17 protein-coding genes are annotated in these 20509 nt (G+C 56.1%); 7 read left to right on the top strand and 10 right to left on the bottom strand.

Annotated elements, in window-relative coordinates; translation table 11 throughout:
* Positions 1-29 precede the first annotated feature (29 nt).
* Genes AMUC_RS08100 through AMUC_RS08090 form a run of 3 tightly spaced genes read right to left on the bottom strand, consistent with a single transcriptional unit; the run spans position 30 to position 3441 of the window.
* Complete coding sequence (locus AMUC_RS08100) at positions 30-896, bottom strand: HAD family hydrolase (RefSeq protein ID WP_012420549.1); 867 nt, start codon at positions 894-896, stop codon at positions 30-32.
* Positions 896-2299 carry an OmpA family protein gene (locus AMUC_RS08095; RefSeq protein ID WP_157738266.1) on the bottom strand — a complete coding sequence of 468 codons (1404 nt, stop codon included), beginning with the start codon at positions 2297-2299 and terminating at the stop codon, positions 896-898. Before AMUC_RS08095 ends, AMUC_RS08100 begins: the two co-directional genes overlap by 1 nt.
* A 29-nt stretch (positions 2300-2328) precedes the next feature.
* Entirely contained in the window at positions 2329-3441 is a 1113-nt protein-coding gene (locus AMUC_RS08090) for an alpha/beta hydrolase family protein (RefSeq protein ID WP_012420547.1), read from the bottom strand.
* A gap of 251 nt (positions 3442-3692) precedes the next feature.
* On the opposite strand from AMUC_RS08090, the gene AMUC_RS08085 reads away from it, so the two are divergent.
* On the top strand, positions 3693-5087 hold the full coding sequence (locus AMUC_RS08085; RefSeq protein WP_042448133.1) for an LptF/LptG family permease: 1395 nt from the start codon (positions 3693-3695) through the stop codon (positions 5085-5087).
* Entirely contained in the window at positions 5074-5769 is a 696-nt protein-coding gene (locus AMUC_RS08080) for an HAD family hydrolase (RefSeq protein WP_012420545.1), read from the top strand. The genes AMUC_RS08085 and AMUC_RS08080 overlap by 14 nt, the downstream gene beginning before the upstream one ends.
* Positions 5770-6233: 464 nt before the next feature.
* Here the strand turns inward: AMUC_RS08080 and fabD are convergent, their stop codons facing one another.
* From fabD to AMUC_RS08060, 3 genes are all read right to left on the bottom strand, one after another.
* Positions 6234-7160, bottom strand: a complete 927-nt coding sequence (fabD, locus tag AMUC_RS08070; RefSeq protein WP_012420543.1) for an ACP S-malonyltransferase — start codon at positions 7158-7160, stop codon at positions 6234-6236.
* 144 nt (positions 7161-7304) lie between these two features.
* Positions 7305-7715, bottom strand: a complete 411-nt coding sequence (rplQ, locus tag AMUC_RS08065; RefSeq protein ID WP_012420542.1) for a 50S ribosomal protein L17 — start codon at positions 7713-7715, stop codon at positions 7305-7307.
* A 36-nt stretch (positions 7716-7751) separates the two neighbouring features.
* Positions 7752-8876, bottom strand: coding sequence for a DNA-directed RNA polymerase subunit alpha (locus AMUC_RS08060; RefSeq protein WP_012420541.1), 1125 nt, complete (start codon positions 8874-8876; stop codon positions 7752-7754).
* A 209-nt stretch (positions 8877-9085) separates the two neighbouring features.
* Between AMUC_RS08060 and AMUC_RS08055 the strand changes: the two genes are divergently transcribed.
* The 3 genes from AMUC_RS08055 to AMUC_RS08045 all read left to right on the top strand — a co-directional run bounded on the left by AMUC_RS08055 (position 9086) and on the right by AMUC_RS08045 (position 12735).
* The gene (locus tag AMUC_RS08055; RefSeq protein WP_022197506.1) at positions 9086-10210 is read left to right on the top strand and encodes an LOG family protein; all 1125 of its coding nucleotides are present in this window, start codon (positions 9086-9088) and stop codon (positions 10208-10210) included.
* Positions 10203-11318 carry a prepilin peptidase gene (locus tag AMUC_RS12080; protein WP_012420539.1) on the top strand — a complete coding sequence of 372 codons (1116 nt, stop codon included), beginning with the start codon at positions 10203-10205 and terminating at the stop codon, positions 11316-11318. Before AMUC_RS08055 ends, AMUC_RS12080 begins: the two co-directional genes overlap by 8 nt.
* 280 nt (positions 11319-11598) lie before the next feature.
* Positions 11599-12735 (top strand): EF-hand domain-containing protein, encoded by a 1137-nt coding sequence (locus AMUC_RS08045; protein ID WP_022197508.1) that lies wholly within the window; start codon positions 11599-11601, stop codon positions 12733-12735.
* 286 nt (positions 12736-13021) lie between these two features.
* Here AMUC_RS08045 and AMUC_RS08040 read toward each other — a convergent pair whose 3' ends face one another.
* From AMUC_RS08040 to AMUC_RS08030, 3 genes are all read right to left on the bottom strand, one after another.
* Positions 13022-15403 (bottom strand): protein translocase subunit SecDF, encoded by a 2382-nt coding sequence (locus tag AMUC_RS08040; RefSeq protein ID WP_012420538.1) that lies wholly within the window; start codon positions 15401-15403, stop codon positions 13022-13024.
* Between the two features lie 248 nt (positions 15404-15651).
* The gene (locus AMUC_RS08035; RefSeq protein ID WP_012420537.1) at positions 15652-16614 is read right to left on the bottom strand and encodes a polysaccharide deacetylase family protein; all 963 of its coding nucleotides are present in this window, start codon (positions 16612-16614) and stop codon (positions 15652-15654) included.
* 146 nt (positions 16615-16760) lie between these two features.
* The gene (locus AMUC_RS08030; protein WP_012420536.1) at positions 16761-17492 is read right to left on the bottom strand and encodes an outer membrane lipoprotein-sorting protein; all 732 of its coding nucleotides are present in this window, start codon (positions 17490-17492) and stop codon (positions 16761-16763) included.
* 146 nt (positions 17493-17638) lie between these two features.
* On the opposite strand from AMUC_RS08030, the gene AMUC_RS08025 reads away from it, so the two are divergent.
* Together AMUC_RS08025 and AMUC_RS08020 are read left to right on the top strand one after the other, a co-directional pair.
* On the top strand, positions 17639-18328 hold the full coding sequence (locus AMUC_RS08025) for a purine nucleoside phosphorylase YfiH/LACC1 family protein (RefSeq protein ID WP_012420535.1): 690 nt from the start codon (positions 17639-17641) through the stop codon (positions 18326-18328).
* Between the two features lie 225 nt (positions 18329-18553).
* Complete coding sequence (locus AMUC_RS08020) at positions 18554-19474, top strand: phage capsid protein (protein WP_022197512.1); 921 nt, start codon at positions 18554-18556, stop codon at positions 19472-19474.
* Positions 19475-19679: 205 nt separating this feature from the next.
* On the opposite strand, the gene AMUC_RS08015 is transcribed toward AMUC_RS08020, so the two are convergent.
* On the bottom strand, positions 19680-20504 hold the full coding sequence (locus AMUC_RS08015; protein ID WP_128153887.1) for a hypothetical protein: 825 nt from the start codon (positions 20502-20504) through the stop codon (positions 19680-19682).
* Positions 20505-20509 lie beyond the last annotated feature (5 nt).

The following is a 20509-nucleotide window of genomic DNA, read 5'->3' as shown; positions in this document are numbered from 1 at the left end:
TCTCCCGTCAGCATCCGAAAGCTCCGTTTTCAAATATCCTCCTTCAAAACCTCCGCCTTCATCCCGAAATAAGGGAACACTCCATGTGCCAGGCCGTCCAGAACGCCCCGGGTGCGCGGTTCCGGGCTAATGTATCCATGGCCGCGGGCAACCATGTCTTTCACTTCCTGCGCCGCATTGGAAGGGCAGCACCGGAATGCCTCCGGCAAGTGCCGCATGGCGTCCAGATCATTGTGCCCGTCGCCGAAAATGGCGACATGGGAAGACGGAATGCCGAACCGGGAGGCAACAAAGGAAAGGGATGTTCCCTTATTGTAATCACGGTGGCTGAAACGCAGGTAGGGACCTGCCCTTTGCGTGACAATTTCCTCATACGGACCAACCGTATCCTGAATGACGCAGGAAACTTCATCCAGGCCGCAGGCATCATCCACCACCAGGGAAAAAGCGTCATTGTCCTGCCTGCGAAGTCCCAGCCCGGAAAACCGGCTTTCCAGCTGGCCCATCAATGATTCCAGCATGCCGCCGTAACGGGTGAACAAGCTGTCATGGGCAACAGCGCAGTCATCGTTCCACGCGGCGCCGGGCATCAGCCTGCCCTCCGCATCCGCCAGATGAACATTCCGTTCCATCGTCACCGTAAAATCCGGGGCAAACGCTTCCGCATCATCCCGGAACATATCCGCCAGACCTTCCCTCAGGTAGACAGGGTCGCGCCCCGTATTAACGCCCCAGAGAACACCATACTGCGACCGGAGCATGCGCATGGTTCTGAAAAAAATGCTCCTTTCTTCCGCAGGGCCTCCAAGAGTGAACAGAGTATCGTCAAAATCAAAGGAGAAAAGATACCGGAGCCGTTCGGGTTTCGGCAGCGCCCGAACCGGAAGGACACGCATCAATTCCATCTCAATCCGGCACCTCCCTTCACTACGGCGCGGCTCCCCGCACACACGACGGGTTCAGCCAGCGGGATGTCATCCTCTACCGGCTCTGCCGAAGGGATGCGTTCCTCCACAGGCTCTGCCGAAGGAATCGTTTCCGGAATGGGTTCCGCCTCAGGAATTACTTCCTGACGCAGCGCAGGATTTTCCCGGCGTTCCGGGGAGGCAGAAGATGAACGCCCTGCGGGGGGCGCTTTCCTTTCTGCCGCGGAGGAGGGAATTCCGGCGCGGGCGCCCACTCCGGCACGCACCTGGCGGGCGACAGGGGTGCTCATATCCACCGCATACGTAAGGGGCAGGCTCCCGGCGGGTATTTCCTCTCCCGGCTTGCGCATGTGGATTTCCACCCTCCGGTTGGCGGCCTGGGCATCCCGGTCTCCCCTGATGGAAACGACGGGACGGGAAGAGCCGCAAGCGCGTATGTACAATCTGCATTCCCCATTCGGGCGCGTCAGAGCTATGCCGTTATCCTTCAGCCACTGGCGGACGGCATTAGCACGCATCAGGGAAAGCACGGCATTATATTCCTCGGAACCAAAGCTGTCCGTATGACCTTCCACAATGAAAATCGTATCCGGATTTTTCATCATCAGTCCCGCAAGCTGAAGCATGCTCAGCCTGGCGGAATTTTTCATCACCGCCTTGTTGTATTCAAAAAGAAGATCCGCTCCCAGCCTGCTGTACCCGCTGTCCTTGCCCAAGGAGGACTGGGCCATGAGCTGGGAAAGAGATTTGCTCCCATCCGGCAAATGGGAATCATCCTGACCGCCCGCCCCTTTGAGCTTATTGTTATACCATTCATCCGGATTCACCATATCCGGTTCAGCCGTCTTGATTGTAACCGGACTGGCGGAAGATTTCAGCATCTCAGGCGGAGAGGGTTCGGGCAACCCCTTCGCGACGGCATTCATGTCCACCTGCGGCATTTTCGGGGAAAGGGATTCCGGGGGGGAAGGACTTACCGGATCTGCGGAAAAGCTGGTTTCCCCCGGAGCAATCACTACCTGCTCCGGAAGCATATCCTCTAAATCCGGCAATTCCGGGGGAATCTCTTCAAGTTGCTCAATATCCGGTTTTTCAACGGCTTCCGCTACATCCGGAGCAGGACGGTCGTCCGCCTTCAGAACTATTTTTTCAGGCAGAGGCTTTCTGTCCTCCTGGACAGTGGGGGCTTTGTGCACATGAATGCCCAGATCAAACCAGCTCAGAACGATAAACCCCAGGTAATGCACCAGCACGGCGGCAAGGAGAGCCCCTGCCGCCACAGCTGCCAGATGGCGAGGCGCGGGCAGAATAAAACGGCTGCGCCTGCGGCGGTTTTCGCGGAGTTCTCGGTTGTTGTCCTGATTCGCACTCACGGGATCATCAGCAAAAGGAAAGGAACAATTCATGAACCGGAAGGAGCGGTACCCGTAACGGGCGCACTGTAAGACTCATGAGGCAACACCCTGGGCATGGGCATACGCGTATTCTCATGAATCCATTCCGCAATGCCAGCCTGCAGCTCGTCATCCCCCGCATAGACGTTGACCTTATAAATTTTTTCAAATTTTTCCCCCTTCTTTCCTTCAATGGAATGCAGGAAAGTCCGTTCCCGGGTGCCATACGGTTCCCCTTCCCGGATGGATTCATAAAGCTGTTTTTTCTCATTTTTCAGGGAATCGTAAATGCTCAGGCAATCTTCCAGCGTGGAGAAAAAATATTGGTTCGTACAAACCACCATGACCGGATAATCCAATTTCAGGGCATCATCCACGGGAGCCACGTCAAACGTACTGAACCCCGCACGCCAATCCACCCCGGCATCCAGCAGCCAATAAGCGGCATAGCACAGAGGCTTGCCCCAATCCTGCTCCATCTCCCGGACAGCCACGGTTTTCAGGGAAGGAAAGCAGTCCATGCTGACCATGCAGCGGATGCGGGGATCTTCAGACGCGGCTTTCAACAGCACGGCCGCACCAAATCCCTGCCCCACGGCAGCCACGGGAGGCAATCCGCCCTGCTTCCGGGATACGGCGTCCAAAAGCGCCGTTACATCCGCATATTCCCTTAATCCGTACGTGCAGAATTGACGGGTATTGTTCTTCCCGCGCGGATTCCATATCAGGCTCGTGTAACCGGCTCCTGCCAGCCCTTCCGCCAGAGGGAGGGAACTTTCCACTCCCTCATTCCAAGAAGCGGCTATCACAACCAGCTCCGGTTTTGCCTCCAAATGCGGCATTTTCCCGCGCAATTTCAGAGTATCCCGCACGCGGCTCTGGCGCGGAGACAAAGCCTCCGGACGCCCCGGGCTCACCAGATAACCTTCAATAGCCGTGCCATCGGATGAAACGGCTTCCACGGGTTCCATCACCAGGGAACCCGCAACGGGAGAAGAGGCGGGTTCCTCCCCTCCCACGGGAATGAGCAGGGGAGTGGAGACGTACCAAGCAAACCACGCCAGAACACCCGCAGCAGCCAGAAAAAACAGAAGAAACAATTGAACAAGACGTTTGAACATGGAAAGGCTGTTGCCGGGAAACAGTTGTCAGGAAGATTTTATCTCATCCAGTTTACGTTGACAACAGCCAACTTCTATCAGGCGGAACATCTCCAGCAGCCACTTCCTCCCTTTAAGGAGCGGAACCGCACTGAGGTTCACGAAGCAAGCACATACATGCGGTTCAGGCAGCCTTTTATCCCTGTCCGGCGGCCAAATAACGCTTTATTTCCCGCTCCCGATCTGGCATTCTTGCCCCACCCTCTTTTTTCATGGCAATCCAGGCCCGACATTTCCGCCAATGGTCCGCATTTCTCCTCCTGCTTGCGCTGGGAGGAGCGGCAGCCTGGTTTCTGATGCCCCGGGAATGGTCCCAGATGCAATGGGAAATTCCCGGTACGCCGTCCGAATATCCCCTTTCCCAGCTCCTGCGGCCCTGGCTCATCCTTCTGGGCTGCTTTCTCCCCGCGCTGGGAATGTTCCTGTACAACCGTTCGAGCATCCTGGACAAGTATGTGGCGCGCACCTGGTTCACGGCCTTCATCATGTGTACGGCCATCCTGACGCTGATTTACATTATCGGAGATTTTGCGGACAATGTGGGAGACCTGATGAACCTGGACGCACCCCTCATGGGCACGTTCCGCTTTTACCTGAGCCAGCTGCCCATGATCCTGAACCTGATTCTGCCTTATACCCTTCTCCTGGGAACACTCTGGGCGCTTACCAAACTTTCCTCATCCTCAGAAATCACCGGCATGCTGCAGTCCGGACGGTCCCTGCTCCGAATCAACACCCCCATCATCATCGGTGCCGTCTTTGCCTCCATCTACTTCGGCATCTTCGGGTTCCACTGGGCACCCAACTCCGCCCTGTACAGGAAACTGATGTTCTCCTCCCTGAGCCAGAACAAAAATAACCATGCTTCCCAGAGCACCATCTACAAAAATGATGCGGAATCCCGCATCTGGTATCTGGGCAATCCTCCCGGAATTGATTCCCCCGGCAATCCTTTCCGGCAGGTGCGGGTGGAACAGTTCAGCGCCCCCGGAAAGATGAAATACGAGCTGTTTGCCGATGAAGCCACCTGGGATCCGGCCTCCAGGACATGGACCTTCCGGCAGGCCATCAAAAGAAATTATTCCCAGGAGGAACCCCGCCAGCTCCATGATGTTCCCGTTTTTGCCGGACAGGAATACCAAACGCTGAAAGAGCATTATCCCGAAACACCCTGGCAACTGATTTCACCCAACGTCCGCGTGGATACACAGGGAACCCCGGCTCTCCAGGAACTCATCAAGTCCGGCACGACAAATGCCAGGTACCTCAGAAGCCTGCAGACGGAATGGCACGTCAGGATCGCCCGCATATTTTCCTGCATTATCCTGACATTTATTGCCATCCCCTCCGCCATCACGTTCCAGAGGCGCTCCGCCATGTCCGGCATCGGCATTGCGTTGTTCCTAGCGGCAGCCATGCTGTTCCTGTATGAGTTTTTCCCCACCCTGGCCTCCGCAGGCTACCTCCCCACCTGGCTGGGAGCATGGATGCCCAACATTATCTACACCATCATCGCCATCCGCCTTTTTCAAACCAAGCTGGCTCACAGAAGCTTCTCGGAATTATTGAGAGGCTTGAAAAAGACTCCCGTCCATGACCATTCCTGATCACTTTGCCGATTCCCGGGAAGCCGTTCTGAAAGCGCGTGAACTGCTCCGGCGGGCACACGCCGTCATTTTTGATTTTGACGGATTGCTGGTGGATACGGAATATGCCATTTATTCCTCCTGGGAACGGGTTTTCGCGTCCTGCGGCCACCCTCTTCCCCTGGATTTGTTCAACCAATGCCTGGGCAGCGGTTACACCCACTGGAATCCCGGAGAACATCTGGAGAAATTGACGGGGCGCACTTTCGACTGGGAAACCGTCAACAGCCGCCGCCAGGAGGAAATCGTCCGGGATCTGGAACATGCCGGCCTCCTGCCCGGCGCCGGAGAACTCATCCGGAACCTGGGGGAAGCCGGAACCCCTATGGGAGTGGCCTCCAGTTCTTCCCACCGCTGGGTGGACGGCTGGCTGAACAGATTGGGCATCATGCCCTATTTTCAAACCGTCGTCTGCCGCGACGACGGCCTCCCCGTCAAACCGGATCCGGCCCTGTTCCTGAAAGCCGCGGAAAACCTGGGTAAATCTCCGTCTGGATGCCTGGTGCTGGAAGACTCCCAGAACGGCACTACAGCCGCACACCGCGCAGGAATGCCAGTCATCTCGGTTCCAAACAGGGTAACGGAGCAGGCGGATTTTTCCCTGGCGACCAGTATCATCCGCTCTCTGACGGAACTTCTTTAGAAATCAGGAATTTCTATTCCATAACGCCTGTTTCCTGACGGAATTCCTTTCATGCCTGATGCAGGGGGCTGCGCCGCCAGGAACGCCTGGCGCGGCTCAGAGCCTCGGCTTTCATGCTCTCCTGCCGGCCTCCTAAAAGCGGCCTCCTGTTTTACCTCATTGCCCTGATTCTTCTGACCTGAGGAGCGGCGCATTCCATCATGCCCGCACTTTTCCTTATATGGAAACCGCTGTTCGTGCCCGCCATCGCTTTTTTCATGGGAACGATGCTGATGTTCATGCATCTTCCCACCGGCGGCATGAGGAAAATGCCCGCGCAGGAGCAGGGCCGCTGGCACGGAGGCAGGCATTTCCCCTGTTCCATGGGATATTGCCTATTTGACAGAACCCCGCCATGAACACGCCAACAAAAAACCGCCGGCTCCCCAACGGGCCGGCGGCTTACCCCCTTTTATTCAGGGAAATTATTTGTTCAGCTCCGCAACGGCGGCTTCCAGGCTGGGCACGTCTTCAATGGAGATGACCGTAGCTTCCTTGCAGATGCGAGCCATCATGCCGGCCAGTGTCTTGCCCGGCCCCAGTTCAATGAAAAGGCGGTGGCCCTGATCCACCAGCTTCTGCATGGAAGCCGTCCAGCGCACGGATCCGCATACCTGGTGTTCCAGCATGCTGCGGATGTCGTCCGGACCTTCCACTACCCGGGCTTCATAATTGCAATAAACAGGCATGGACGGCGTACCGAAGGAAATATTCTTGAGTTCTTCCGCCAGCTTTACCATAGCGCTGTACATCAGACGGGAATGGTAGGCGCCCGCCACATTGAGCTTCTTGGCAATCTTGCAGCCGGCGGCCTTCGCCCCTGCTACAGCCTTGGCCACACCTTCCTCCGTACCGGAAACGACTGTCTGGCCGGGGCAATTGAAATTGGCAACATCCACGTCACATTCCTGCGCCAGCTTAATGACGTTTTCATCCGTGCCGCCGATCATGGCGGCCATAGTGCCTTTCGTGGCGTTGCATGCTTCCTCCATAAACGCGCCGCGCTTCTGGACAAGGCGGAGGCCTTCTTCAAAAGAATAGGTCCCGGCAGCGGCATGAGCCGTGAATTCCCCCAGGGAAAGGCCGGCGGCAGCCACAGGATTCAGGGAGGGAACGAGCTCCTTCAAGACGGCCAGGCAGGCAAGGCCATGTACGTAGAGGGCGGGCTGACAGTTGCAGGTACGCGTCAGTTCTTCGCCGGGGCCTTCAAACATGACGGCAGAAAGGGATTCTCCAAGCGCCTTGTCCGCCTGTTCAATCAGGGCTTTGGCGACGGGATACTGGTCATACAAATCTTTGCCCATGCCTACTTTTTGGGCACCTTGTCCGGAAAACAATAATACTGCGTCCATAGTTAAAGCTGGATTATAACGTTCCGGCAGGAAAGAAGCAAGAGCGATATTATCGCCATAACTTCCTTATTGCCAATAAAAAATCCGCTCCGGCCTCACAAAAGGCCGGAGCGGGGTATTAACAGGATGTTCCAGAGGTGCGTCTTAGGCGGTGGCTTCCGTGGTGGCGGGAGCTTCTTCCTTTTCGGCAGCCTCACGGGGCAGATCGATAATTTCGATCATGGCCACAAGGGCGGAATCAGTCAGACGCTGGCCCAGCTTGACGATGCGGGTATAGCCGCCCTTGCGTTCCGCGCAAAGAGGAGCGATTTCATCAAACAGCCGCTTAACGGCGGTCGTATTATGAATGGTAGCGGTAGCCAGGCGGCGGGAATGCACGTCACCGCGCTTGGCAAGCGTAATCAGCTTTTCCACATAGGGGCGCAGGGCCTTGGCCTTGGCCAGGGTGGTGGTGATGCGTCCATTGAGGATGAGGCTGCATGCCTGGTTGGCGAGCAGAGCCCTGCGGTGAGAAGCATTGCGCTGAAGCTTGGAGGTTTTTACACCGTGTCTCATGATGATATTTTTCTATGTGTGTTGGTTTTGTGAGATTTAGTCGTCGTCGTCTTCGATGTTGGCGGCAATCAGGTCTGCCAGGCCCACGGGGCTTTCCTCTTCCAGACCCAGGCGCGGCTTGGCCTGCGGCACGGGACCGGTAAGCAGGGATGGATCCACCTGAACGCCCAGGGAAAGACCCAGTTCCAGCAATTTGTCCTTGATTTCGTTGAGGGATTTTTTGCCGAAATTGCGGTACTTGAGCATTTCGCTTTCGCTCTTCATGGCAAGCTGGCCAACGGTCGTGATATTGGCATTGTTGAGGCAGTTGGCGGCACGCACGGAAAGCTCGATTTCGTTGACGCTCATGTTGAGCAACTTGCGCAGGCGGGCCGTTTCCTCGTCCTGGACGGCGGAAGGAGCTTCCTCAAAGTTGACCTGCTTGTCGTCATAGTTGACGAATACGTCCAGGTGATGGCGCAGAATGGCGGAAGCCTGGAGCATGGCGTCTGCGGGGGCGATGCGGCCGTCCGTCCAGACTTCAAGGATCAGCTTGTCGTAGTCAGTCATCTGCCCCACACGGGTATTCTGCACAGAATACTTCACGCGGGTAACCGGAGAGAAAATGGAGTCGATCGGAATCACGCCGATGGGCATATCCGGCACCTTGTTTTCATCGCCGGTGGCAAAACCGCGGCCCACGCGAACCTGGAATTCGCATTCGAACATGGTGTCCTGATCCAGAGTGCAAATGATTTGATCGGGATTGACCACCTGGTAAACGGTGTCGTCGGCAATATCGGCAGCAGTCACAACGCCCTGCTTATGCACGCGCAGAGAGAGCAGGCGCGGTTCCTTGCCGTTATGCTTGAATTTGACCTTTTTCAGGTTCAGCACGATTTCCGTCACATCTTCCACCACACCGGGCAGGGAGGAAAATTCATGCTGCGCACCGGCGATGCGGACGGAGGTAATGGCGGCGCCTTCAAGAGAACCCAGAAGAACGCGGCGCAGGGAGTTGCCAAGCGTATGGCCGTAACCGTTTTCAAACGGTTCCGCCACAAAGGTCAAATGATTCGCATCATTCGGATCTTCAATTTTTTCCAGACGGCTGGGAACCTCAAAACGGGCCAGCGTGGTAACGGCGGTTTCTTCTGCAGTAGTGGTTTCGTTTTCCGACATAATCGTATGTAATGTACCGGGTTTCCCCTCAACACGGACATGGCGGCCAATGCGCCTGAAGGACCAACGGCATGTTGTGGGAACGCCCGTGCGGGGAGCAATGTAACGATCTGTTTTCAACAATCAACTCTTTTCATGCCCGCCGGTAAATTTTCTGTGACTTAATGTACGTCATCTGGCATAGTAGGGCAAACCTATCATACCAACTCATGAAGCATCCTGATTTTTTGGACAACAGGGATTTTACAGGTGAAGACAAGAAACGCCCCTCCACCATGTCCATGGATTCCAGCTACCAGACTCTGGAAGGCGCCGTTAAAAAGCTTTCCGAAATAGCCTCCACCAGGCACGATCCCCGCTACCTCCAAGAGTATATCAAAACGGGAATCAACATGGCCCAGTCCGCCGCCTCGGACCATGATTTTACCGTCCTGATCCGCTCCGGGCGGGAGATGTACCGCGCCAACTGCGTTTTCGCCCCGTACCGCCACATCCGCAAGATTTCCGTCTTCGGCTCCGCCCGCATCAGGAATGACGAACCGGCGTATGAAACGGCGAGGGAATTCGCCAGGGAAGCCAGCGAACACGGCTACATGGTCATTACCGGAGGCGGACCGGGCATCATGCAGGCAGCCAATGAAGGGGCGGGAGAGCAACGCTCCTTCGGCCTGAACATCACCCTGCCGTATGAACAGACCTCCAACCATGTGGTGGCCCACAGCGACAAACTCATCAATTTTTATTACTTTTTCGTCAGAAAACTGAACTTCGTGGCGGAAAGCGACGCCATGGTGGCATTCCCCGGAGGCTTCGGAACCATGGATGAAGTGTTTGAAACACTCACTCTGATCCAGACGGGAAAAGCGACCATTTACCCGATCGTCCTTCTGGATTCCCCCGGCAAAACCTTCTGGCTGAACTGGCTGGCCTTCATTCGCGTGGAACTGGTGGATTCCGGACTGATTTCCGCAGACGATCTTCATCTCATCCATGTCACTAAAAATCCGGCGGAAGCCATGGAACACATCGACCGTTTTTACCGGATTTTCCACTCCTACCGTTTTGTCGGAGATTCCATCGTCATCCGGCTGAATGCGCAGCTTCCCGCCCAGTGGGTGGAACATCTGGAACGGGACTTTTCAGACCTGATTCTGCCTGGGGGGAAAATGATCCAGAGCGGCCCCCTGCCGGATGAAGCGGACGAACCACACCTGGACCGCCTGCCCCGGCTCGTCTTCCCCATCAAACGCGGCAACTACGGCAGGCTGAGGTTGCTGATTGACCGCATCAACCAGACGCCCAGCCGAACCTATTCCCCGCCCACCCATGCCTGACGCCTTTCCCGCATGGGTGATTCCCGTGGTTTTCGGCCTGATGGGGGCCTGCATAGGCTCCTTCCTGAACGTGGTTATCTACCGCATGCCGCGGGGCGTCTCCGTCAACGATCCGGCGCGTTCCTTCTGCCCGGAATGCGGAAAACCCATTCCCTGGTTCCTGAATATTCCGGTTCTGAGCTGGCTGGCTCTCCGGGGTAAATCCGCCTGCTGCGGAACGCGCATCAGCTTCCGATATTGCTTTGTGGAGCTGCTCACGGCCCTGCTCTTCGTGGCCATTGGCTGGAAATACGCGGACGCTTCCACAGGAGCAGCCGTCCTGCTCTGCCTGTGGACTGCCATGGCCATTGTCATCATGTTCATTGACGCGGAACATCTGATTGTCTTCCGCTCTCAGGCATTTATCGGCGCCTTGGCCGGAACGGGGGCCTGCGCCCTTTACCCTTTCCTCCTGCCGGACAGCCATGTCATGACCTGGACGGACGCCTTCACGGCATCCGTGCTGGGAGGAGCGGCAGGGTATGCGGTCATCAGGCTGGTGATTGAATTGGGGAAGCTTCTGTTCGGCACCTGGAAACAGCATTTTGACGTTCCCGCCCCGTGGAGTTTGAGGGAACCGGAATCCGAGCGGGAGGAACTTCAGCTCATCGTCAACGGCCAGCCTCACGACTGGTCCATGCTTTTCCACCGGTCTACGGACAAGGCCGTCCTTTCCGGAGGTTCCGTCACCATTGACGGCAAAACGCACCCTGCCTGCTCCGTCACGCTGCGGTACGACAGGATAGAGATGGAAAACGGGGACGTTTTTCTTCTGGAAAGACTGGAAAGCGTGGAGGGAAATCTGACGGATATCCATGCCAGCAGGGAAGCCATGGGATCAGGCGACGCCTGGATTCTGATGATGGCCGGATGCGCGTGCGGCTGGCAGGGCGCCCTGTTCAGCCTTTTCCTCGGCTCCCTGCTGGGGATTGTACAGGCTGCCGCCTCACGCATGGGGTTCGGCAGAAACCTCCCCTTTGGCCCCGCTCTTCTCAGCGCCGCTCTGATCTGGCTGCTGGGCGGCAGCCAGTGGTGGCAGGCCTACATTCGCTTTATTTCCGGCGAATAATTTTTTCCGCTATGACACGGGCGGCACGCACTCGCACCCGATTGCTGTATTCCCTCACTGATTTCCTTCATATTCAATGGGTTCACCCTTCTTTACCCCGGAAGAAAACAGGTGTCATAAAAACAGCGGCGCACCCCCTCTCCGACGCATTTGCCTTTTTATTTTGCAACCGGAATGAATTCCAGGGGTTCCTTTTAGCAAAGGGAGACGTTTCCGCCTGTTTGAAACACCGCAGCGCACGCTCCTTTCCGAAACGCATCAAACCTCACCATTCAAAGATATGACCAAGCAAATGATTATCGCCGCGGCTTTTGCCGCATGTTCCGCGTTCGCTCAGGACGCTCCGCCGCCTCCCGCTCCGGAGGCTCCTTCCGATGCTCCTGAAATGCAGCCCCCCCCTGAAAGAAGGGGAGGTCATCGCCACCATGCCGGAGGCAGAGACCGCCAGGGGCCAAAACGAGTTCAGATGAAGAGAATCGATCCCGGTATCATGATTGTCGGAGAAGAACTGGTATTGGCCAAATACGATACCGACAAGGACGGAAAGCTTTCCGACGAGGAAATAGCCGTTCTGCAAGCCGACGTCAAGAAGGCCCAGGAAGCCAAGAAAGCCGCCATCCTGAAGAAATTTGACAAGGATGGGGACGGCAAGCTTTCCAAGGAGGAAAGAAAGGCTATGCAGGAAGAATGGCTTAAGGACCATCCGGAAGCTGCCAAACGCATGGAAGAAATGAAAGCCCGCCAGGAAGCCAGGAAAGCCGAAATTCTTAAGAAGTACGATAAGGATGGCGATGGCAAGCTTTCCGACGAGGAAAAGAAAGCCATGCGGGAAGATTGGGCAAAAAACCATCCGGAAGCTGCCAAGCGCATGGAAGAAATGAAAGCCCGCCAGGAAGCCCACGCCGCCGCCATGATCAAAAAATTTGACAAAGACGGCGACGGGAAGCTCTCCCCGGAAGAATTGCAGTCCATTCCCCCTCATCACGGCCAGCCCGGCCCGCACCATGCCGTTCCCGGTGGCCCCAAAGGACCGAGAATGCCCAACATGGACGGTCCGAGGCGTCCGGGAGGCCCCAGAGCTGAAGGCCCCCGCGCTCCCAGAGGACCGGAAGGCCGCAGAGGCGGTGAAGGACGCCGTGAAGACGGTAACCGGGGCCCCCACGGCAACCGCCCTAACGGTCCCCGTCCCCAGCTTGACCCCAACCGCGCCCCGATCATGGCTGCCGGATGGATCCTGATTGAAGAAAAGTATGACGCCGACAAGGACGGAAAATTGAATGAGGCTGAAATGGCCCAGCTCAACGCTGACGCTTCCAAGGCTCTTGAAGCGCGCAGGGAAGCCAGAAAGGCAGCCCGCGGCAACAACGACATGCCTCCCCCTCCCGCCCCGGCACAGGAGGAAGGGGATGATGAATAATCTCACCCGCAGAAATACATAGCAGGAAACCAGAGATACGGCCCCGTCTGCCTAACGGCAGGCGGGGTTTTCTTATGCCTGAAATAAAAGAGGGAGGAATGCGAGACAGAAGAGCCATGCGGAAGCCGTAGCCGCATATGGTGGAAACAGGAAAAGCGAAAGAGGCGGACGGGGAAAGAACACGGAGGTTATTCCATACAGAGCCTTTCCCTCTCTTTCCAAGAAACAGACCGGGGAAGGCATTCAGCCTTCCCCGGTCAGAGATTTAACGGCTCAACGCCAAACCTCAGGCTCCGGCCTTCATGGCCTGTCTGACTTCTTCATGCAACCCATGCTTCCGGGAGAAGAAAAGAGCCGCCGGAGAAGCGATGAAGATGGAGGAGTACGTACCAATCAAAATGCCTGCGGAAATCGTCCAGGCGAAGTCTTCCATGGAAGGACCTCCAAAGAAGTACAGGCACACCAGCACGGCCAGCGTGGAAAGAGAGGTCAAAATAGTACGGGAAAGCGTCTGGTTAATGGCTTCGTTCATGATTTGTGAAGCGCTTTCATTCGGGTCGGAGAAGCGGAGGAATTCGCGGATGCGGTCAAATACGATAATTTTGTCATTGATGGAGTACCCCGCCACCGTCAACAACGCGCCAATATGAATAACATTCAGCTCCGTTCCGCTGACAATCACCAGGCCAAGCACCAGCAGGACGTCATGCGTCAGGGCGATGACCGCACCAATGGCGAAGGTCCATTCAAACCGCACCGTCAGGTAAACCATGATTCCCAGAATGCCGAAGAAAAGGGCCCATGCGGAAGTAATGAGCGTATCGTACCCCATGGACTGCCCGATGGTTTCTTCACTGAACGGAGCGTTGTCCAGAACCGGAAACGCCTTGTCCAATGCCGTGGTGATAGCCTCCTTGTCCTGGGCATGGTCGGAGAAATTAATCAGAATATTCACTTTGCTGCTGTCCGTGGACTCCGCCACCTCCTGCACCGTAGCCTTCTGGGTCAGGGACAGCTTGTTGACCACGCCTTCCACTTCCCGGAAGGAGATGTCACCCTTGTTCACCAGATAGGAAATGGAAGAACCGCCCGTAAAGTCCATGCCCAGGCAATCCTTGCCCTTTACGGCGCCAAATACAATGCATATCATCAGCAGAATGGCGGAAAGAGAGCAGGACCAGATTTTCTGGCTCATGAAGTCGATGTTCGTCTTTTTCTTGAAGAGGTTGAGGAATTTAAGATCCTTCATCATGCCGACGGTATCCGCCCAGTAGAACAGGACGCGGGTAACGAGAATCGCCCCAATCATGGAAGTGATGACGCCTACTGTCAACGTGACGGCAAACCCCTTGATGGTGCCGGTTGCCATCCAGTACAGGATGACGGCGGTAATGAGCGAGGTGATATTGGAGTCAAAGATGGCGGAGAACGCCTTGTCAAAGGAGTTGCGGATAGCCACGCGGAAGGGGCGCCCCATTTCCTTTTCTTCCCGCAGGCGTTCATAAATCAACACGTTCGAGTCCACCGCCACGCCCAGAGTCAGCACAATACCGGCAATACCCGGCAGCGTCAGCTCAAACCCGAAGATAGACATGGCTCCCAGAAGAAGCAGGGCATTGATCGTCAGACCCATGATAGCCACCAAACCGGCAAAGCGGTAGTAGATGATCATCATGATGAAGCAGAGGATCAATCCCGTAATGCCAGCGTATTCCCCCTGAAGGAGGGCCGTATGCCCCAAAGAGGCGGAAATTTCACTGGCGGACTCAAAATTGAGCTTGTTGGTAAGGGGGTTGGAAAGCACCTTCGTCAGGGCTTCAGCCTCTCCGGGAGCATCCAGCCCGCTGATTTCAAAACTTTTCGACAGAATGGCCTGGACCGTTGGGGCGCTCTTGACCACATCATCCAGCACAATGGCCATGCGGTCGTGGCCCAGCTGCATGCGGGAAGTCAGGTTATACATCTTGTCCGCCCCTTCGTTGCTCAGGGTGACGTTGACGTGGCCGGGACGGGCCAGATCCACTCCGGCGCGCACGATATCCCTGCCTGTCAGCGATTCACGCTTTTCCAGGAATATTTTTTCCGTGACGTCCTCACCCTTGCCGTTTTTGAAGGTATATTCATACATCCTGTAGCCGGGAACGCGAATGCGACCCTCCGCCACCAGTTCGTTGTTACGCGGGTGGACAGGAAGAATCTGAAGCTTGGCTACTTTGGTCAGGATGGCCTTGGTTTCCTCGCGCTTGGCAGGATCCGCAGCGGGGATTTGAACTTCTATAAGATTCAGGTTGTCTTTTTTCTTCGGGCGGATAATGACGTCATTGGCCCCGGTACTGTTAAGGCGGTCCGTCAGGATCACGCATGCCTGTTCCATGGCCTGGTCCGTCAGGGGAATGGGCTTGCCGTCGTCTCCGATATTCGGTTCCACGCTCAACGTGAAGGAGACGCCCCCGGCAATGTCAATGCCGTATTTCAACCCCTGCTGGAAGAGGGAGAACAGGGAAAAAGACGCAATGCCGATAATGAAAATCGTTCCGGCATTGCGCTTGACCTTGTCCTGGTCGGAACCCAGGTACCAGAAAAACACACCCAGCAACACCAGACCGCCAATGAAGATGAAAAGAGGGTTATTGAAGAGATCGTAGATGAAGGCGAGAGGAGCGGACATTCCGCCAGGCGCGGGTAGAGTATCGGCAGATGCCAGGAGATTCATAGACATTTCAATCCGGATTGGGTGTGAATAATACGGCAAAAGATTGTGGAGAAATTCACCAGCAGGTCAAGCCTTCTGTGCGTGTGCCCGTTAAGGGGAAAGCCTCCTTTCCGGGGCGGTGGGAAAAATGCTCCGGAAAGGCAATGAATAACCCGGTTTCCGCAGAGAAACCGGGTTGAAAGGAAAAGGAAAAACACCGGGGATTACATGCCGGCCACCGTCTCCGCCGGAGCGGGAACAGGCTCCGCGGGAGCCACAATCGCAGGAACGGCAAGGGGAGAAGAATCCGGAACAGCAGGAGCCGCGGGCATGGAAGGAGCATGGCCGGCGGCGGCACGTCCTCTCCTGATAAGTTCGGAAACGGTCACCAGTTCATAGCCGCGGTTTTTCAATCCCTTCACAATGGCGTCCACCGCCGCCACCGTAGAAGCGTGAATGTCATGCACCAGAATGATGGAGCCGGGTTTGGCGCCGTTCACGGCGCGGGCGGCCACCACGGAGGAGCCGGGCTTGCGCCAGTCATTCGTGTCCACATCCCACATGACCGTGGTGAAGCCGAAGCGCTGGCGGGCCCAGGACGCCACGCCTGCATTCGTATAGCCGCCGGGGGGGCGCATGACCACGGGGACAACGCCGCAGGCGTTGCGGATGGCTTCATTAGTGCTCTGGAGCTGGGATTCCGCTTTTTCGCGGGGCACTTTGCTCAGATAAACGTGATTCCATGTATGGTTGCCTACTTCATGGCCCTCATTGACCATGCGGCGCACTACCTGGGGATGGGCCTTCACATTGCAGCCCTGCATGAAGAAAGTACCCTTGACGTTATTGTCGCGCAGGATGTCCAGCACCCTGGGGGTCAGCGTTCCATGGGGACCGTCATCAAAGGTGAGGGCCACCACCTTGTCCGGCACAGCCACACGGTTGACCGTTACCCCCGGAATGCGCGGGGAAAGAGGAGTATTATTATAGGACGGGCTTACGGAAGGCACCGGAACGGACTTGGGAGGCAATTTCACGGCCGGCCGGTCCGGCTTTTTCCCAGGAGCAGTCACGGGAGAAATGGTCGTTTTCACCGGAGAACCGGACTCCGCCGGCTGCTCCTGGTGCTGGGAACAGGCGGACAGGCCGAACGCCAGGGCACATGCAAGGAATAAATGTTTCTTCATAACAGGTTTTTGGAGGATTTACGCCCATCCCGCCTTCTTGTCACGTCCTAAATCATCCATCTGTGCGGCATGAAAAGGAATCCGCCCCCATGCCCCGGAAAGAATAATCCGAAAGCTCCGCGGGGAATGGAACGGGAACCGGAAGGCTATTCTGGGCTGTCCATATCTATGTAGCTGACGGAGACCGTTCTGCGCGGATTGGAAGGATCCCGGACCTCCACCTTCATCCGTTTGAAAAACCAGGATCCGTCCTTCAATTTCATCACGGAATCAATCATGAACCTTTTAGCCAGCTCCCCGCGGCGGTCAATGCCATCCACCTGCCACATGGCGCCGTTCTCCTTATCAATCCAGACGCGCACCCAGGCATATTGCCCCACCCCGGAATTAGGATTCGGTATCTGGACAATCCAGCAATCCCGCCCCTTGACGGTGCTCGCCGCATCATCCCGGACAATTTTTGCCTGGGGCCAGTACAGGTAGCGCATGGAAAGATCTTCGTACGTTACGTCCGTCCCCGCAATGGGCACCGCATACTGGGCAACCGGCAAAACACCGGCTTTCCCGTCCTTCCAGGAAAGGATCTCCTGGCCGCGGTCCTTGAATTTCAGGTCGAACCTGTTCCAGACATTATTGAGCTGGTACTGGAAGGCTATCAGATTGCCGCGCAGACTCATGGAAAAGGGAATTTTGACGCTGCGTTTGCGTATTTGCCCCTTAATGTCCTTGTTTTCCTGAAGAGTTGCCCCCTGGCGCACCCTTTTCAGCAGCTGCCCGGCATCCGGAGAAGCCTCCTGGGCCAAGGAGGCAGCAAAGGAAAAAAACACGGCGGCCATTCCCGCAAAAAAAGTGGAAAGTAAAGAATACCTGCGCAGCATGAATTGCTCATATCACTCCGGAAAGGCGGAAAAAAACCTTTTCTCAGTCACCGGGCGGCGTCCGTGACATTTTACACCAAATTTTGCTCGACTAGGTAATACAAAACGACAAGATGTCCCCAACGACATTTATTGATCCATCAATTATGGAAACGCCAGCATTCTTGAAGCCTATCCAGTCCTATCCCGGAGAAATCGTCCAATTCATTGAGAGAATTCCGGGAGTAGACGTCGCCGGAGACCGCGAAACCGTGCTGGAACGGCTGGAACCGTACCATAAGGCGGAAGTGGAAGCCCTGGGCTGGCGGTGGAAAGACCTGCGCCGCGCCGAACAGGTGCACGGCACGAAAGTTGCCCTGGTGGGGGACATCGGCTCCAATTATCCTGTGGAAGGCGTGGACGGCCTGATTTGCTCCGGAGTTTCCGACTGCGTGCTTGCCATTTACGTGGCGGACTGCGCCGCCGTGTGGTTGTACGACAAGGAAAACTGCCACCGTTCCCTGATTCATTCAGGCAAGGCGGGAACCGCCGGCAACATCGTTTCCAACACCATCAAGTCCATGAAAAAATGCCTTGGGGTGGAACCGTCCAACCTGATTGCCGTCATTTCCCCCTGTATCCGCCCGCCTCATTATGAGGAAGACATTCCTACGGCCATTAAGGCACAGCTCATTGAAGCGGGGGTACCGGAAGAACAGATTCATGATTCCGGGCTGGACACGGCGGAGGATACCAAACGTTTTTACTCCTACCGCATGGAAAAAGGGCAAACGGGCCGCATGCTGGCCCTTTTCGGCCCGGATCACGCTACGCGGACGCACGCAATTATTCTTTAACAGCGGGAAAGCGGAGCCTTTCATTCCTTTTACAGCACATCACGATTCTGCCGTGGTGCGCTTTTCTGCCTTGTAGTCCATACACGTTAGCGCTGGATGGGACCGGCCCGCAATCCCGCAGGGGACATAGCCGCATCCCGCTTGCGGCAGGACCGCTCCGGTTATTCCGGACCCGATAATCCAAATTGCCGTTCCTGCATTCAAACTATCATTATATTTGCAATCATGGCAGTAACTATCAGCGATAATTATCAGGTAAAATACACCAGAAAATGGGGCTCCCTGCTCCAGCAGCACGCCTCCCGGCTGGACAAGTATGTCAGCGTCATGCGCGACTTGAGCGGCAAGGTAGTATTTCTGGATCAATTCGGCATTCTGGACTTCACGGAAAAAACCACACGGGTGGGGCAGACCGTTTTGAACGAGGCTCCCACCACACGCCGGTCCATGCGGCCGCGCACGTTCACCAAAGCCATTGGCTACGATGAATTTGACGCCACCCGCCTGGGAGACATGGACCTTCCCGTCAGCAAGACGATTGAAGGTCTCCAGGCCGCAGCAGGCCGCCGCATGGACGACGTGATGATCTCCGGCTTCCTGGATACGAACTACGTGGGAGAAGACGGCATGACCGCCGTTCCATTCAAGGAAAGCCAGCAAATAGCCGTGGATCACGTAGACAGCGGCACCAAATCCGCCAGCAACCTTACCGTGGCCAAGCTGCGCGCAGCCCTCCAGCTTTTTGAGGAAAACGAAGCCTGGAACCAGGATGCCCCGCAGTTCGGAGACCAGCTCGTCATTGCGGTAACCAGTTCCCAGATCATGAACCTGCTGCGGGAAACGGAGGTCAGCAGTTATGACTTCAACAATGTAAAAGCCCTGGTGGAAGGGAAAATAGACACCTTCATGGGATTCAAATTCATCCGCACCCAGAGGCTTCCCAAAACAGAAGAGGGAGTCCGTTCCTGCCTGGCCTGGGTAAAGAGCAAGGCCCAGTTTGGCATATGGAATGATTTCAAAGTGAAGCTTTCCGTGCGCGACGATATGGAGGAAGCCCTGCAAATCCGGGCCAAGTTCGCCTGCGGCGCCACCCGCCTCCAGGAGGAAGGCTTTGTCAAGATCCTGTGCGACGAAGGAGCCAGCTAACCCCTCTAATATCACGGCATCCTCCCTCCGGAAAAAGGGAGCCGCCCCGGACCGCCTGCGGTCCGGGGTTTTGCTTTTGAGATGACGGGCGCACGGAACACCTTATTTCAAGCTCTGCCGTAAGGCGGCAGCCCCAGCCATGCAGGCGTTCATCCCCCGCAAACGGTAATCCGGCGAAGCCGGAGCAAAACGCATCCCGGGGTTCTCACCCAAGCCTTTTTCTGCCGGAAAAAATGTTCACGTTTTTCAGCCAGCGCCATGAATTGACCGCCGGATTCACCAGATAAGACAGATCCGTATATTTGGTGCGTGCATTATTGAAATGGCCCAGGGATTTGCAGAGGGAGGGCATGGGAGCGCCCTCTCCGCAGGAAACGAACGCAGGGGAAAGAGCATATAAATCACCATAACGTCCCAGATACCGGGCAAACCATTCCTCCAGAGAACCATAATACCTCAGCCATGGCCAGACCCGCTGATCTGACGGAAGAGATAAAAGAATGCGTTCACATAAGGAAAGGTCCATCACATACGCAGCTGATGCCGCCATATCCGTCACGCGCAGCAGGATGGATTTTTCTCCTTTCGCCACGGAGCAGGCCGTATGGGGAGACAAACGCGGCTCACTTAAAAACAGAGCAGTTCTTTCCCGGCAGCCTTTCAGCAGCTGCCCAAGCATCCGCGCCGTGGAACCTATTACCGGCAGCCTGAAACGGCACTCTTCCTCCACAATCATGAAACGGGAGAAATGGAGGGAAGAAGCCAGCGTTAAAGCGGCCTGGTGACCCAACACCCGGGCAGCTTTCCGTCTTTCCTTACGAAACCGCTCCTTATCCCAATCCCCTTCCGGAAGAGGAACGGGCACCGGAGGCAATTCATGAACCGGAACGCCATGAGGGACATACGCCTTCCAGGACCATTCCGGATGCCCGGACGAATCTTTTTCCGTCCTTACCACCAGCACGGCATCCAAAGCCGCCCAAAAGGGATTCCTCCCCATCCGCAATAACCTTGACCAAAGCATATTCATGGCCT

The sequence above is a fragment of the Akkermansia muciniphila ATCC BAA-835 genome (assembly GCF_000020225.1).
GTDB classification, from domain to species: domain Bacteria; phylum Verrucomicrobiota; class Verrucomicrobiia; order Verrucomicrobiales; family Akkermansiaceae; genus Akkermansia; species Akkermansia muciniphila.
The sequence above is the reverse complement of the archived record's forward strand: the minus strand, read 5'-3'. Positions and strand labels throughout refer to the sequence as shown.

Excerpts from the sequence above, each read along its gene's own strand:
- AMUC_RS08045 (WP_022197508.1), top strand. The coding sequence starts at position 11,599 with ATGACCAAGCAAATGATTATCGCCGCGGCTTTTGCCGCATGTTCCGCG.
- AMUC_RS08025 (WP_012420535.1), top strand. The coding sequence starts at position 17,639 with ATGGAAACGCCAGCATTCTTGAAGCCTATCCAGTCCTATCCCGGAGAA.
- AMUC_RS08100 (WP_012420549.1), bottom strand. The coding sequence starts at position 896 with ATGCGTGTCCTTCCGGTTCGGGCGCTGCCGAAACCCGAACGGCTCCGG.
- AMUC_RS12080 (WP_012420539.1), top strand. The coding sequence starts at position 10,203 with ATGCCTGACGCCTTTCCCGCATGGGTGATTCCCGTGGTTTTCGGCCTG.
- AMUC_RS08090 (WP_012420547.1), bottom strand. The coding sequence starts at position 3,441 with ATGTTCAAACGTCTTGTTCAATTGTTTCTTCTGTTTTTTCTGGCTGCT.
- AMUC_RS08015 (WP_128153887.1), bottom strand. The coding sequence starts at position 20,504 with ATGAATATGCTTTGGTCAAGGTTATTGCGGATGGGGAGGAATCCCTTT.
- AMUC_RS08035 (WP_012420537.1), bottom strand. The coding sequence starts at position 16,614 with ATGAAGAAACATTTATTCCTTGCATGTGCCCTGGCGTTCGGCCTGTCC.
- AMUC_RS08055 (WP_022197506.1), top strand. The coding sequence starts at position 9,086 with ATGAAGCATCCTGATTTTTTGGACAACAGGGATTTTACAGGTGAAGAC.
- AMUC_RS08040 (WP_012420538.1), bottom strand. The coding sequence starts at position 15,403 with ATGTCCGCTCCTCTCGCCTTCATCTACGATCTCTTCAATAACCCTCTT.
- rplQ (WP_012420542.1), bottom strand. The coding sequence starts at position 7,715 with ATGAGACACGGTGTAAAAACCTCCAAGCTTCAGCGCAATGCTTCTCAC.
- AMUC_RS08060 (WP_012420541.1), bottom strand. The coding sequence starts at position 8,876 with ATGTCGGAAAACGAAACCACTACTGCAGAAGAAACCGCCGTTACCACG.
- AMUC_RS08080 (WP_012420545.1), top strand. The coding sequence starts at position 5,074 with ATGACCATTCCTGATCACTTTGCCGATTCCCGGGAAGCCGTTCTGAAA.
- AMUC_RS08085 (WP_042448133.1), top strand. The coding sequence starts at position 3,693 with ATGGCAATCCAGGCCCGACATTTCCGCCAATGGTCCGCATTTCTCCTC.
- AMUC_RS08030 (WP_012420536.1), bottom strand. The coding sequence starts at position 17,492 with ATGCTGCGCAGGTATTCTTTACTTTCCACTTTTTTTGCGGGAATGGCC.
- AMUC_RS08020 (WP_022197512.1), top strand. The coding sequence starts at position 18,554 with ATGGCAGTAACTATCAGCGATAATTATCAGGTAAAATACACCAGAAAA.
- fabD (WP_012420543.1), bottom strand. The coding sequence starts at position 7,160 with ATGGACGCAGTATTATTGTTTTCCGGACAAGGTGCCCAAAAAGTAGGC.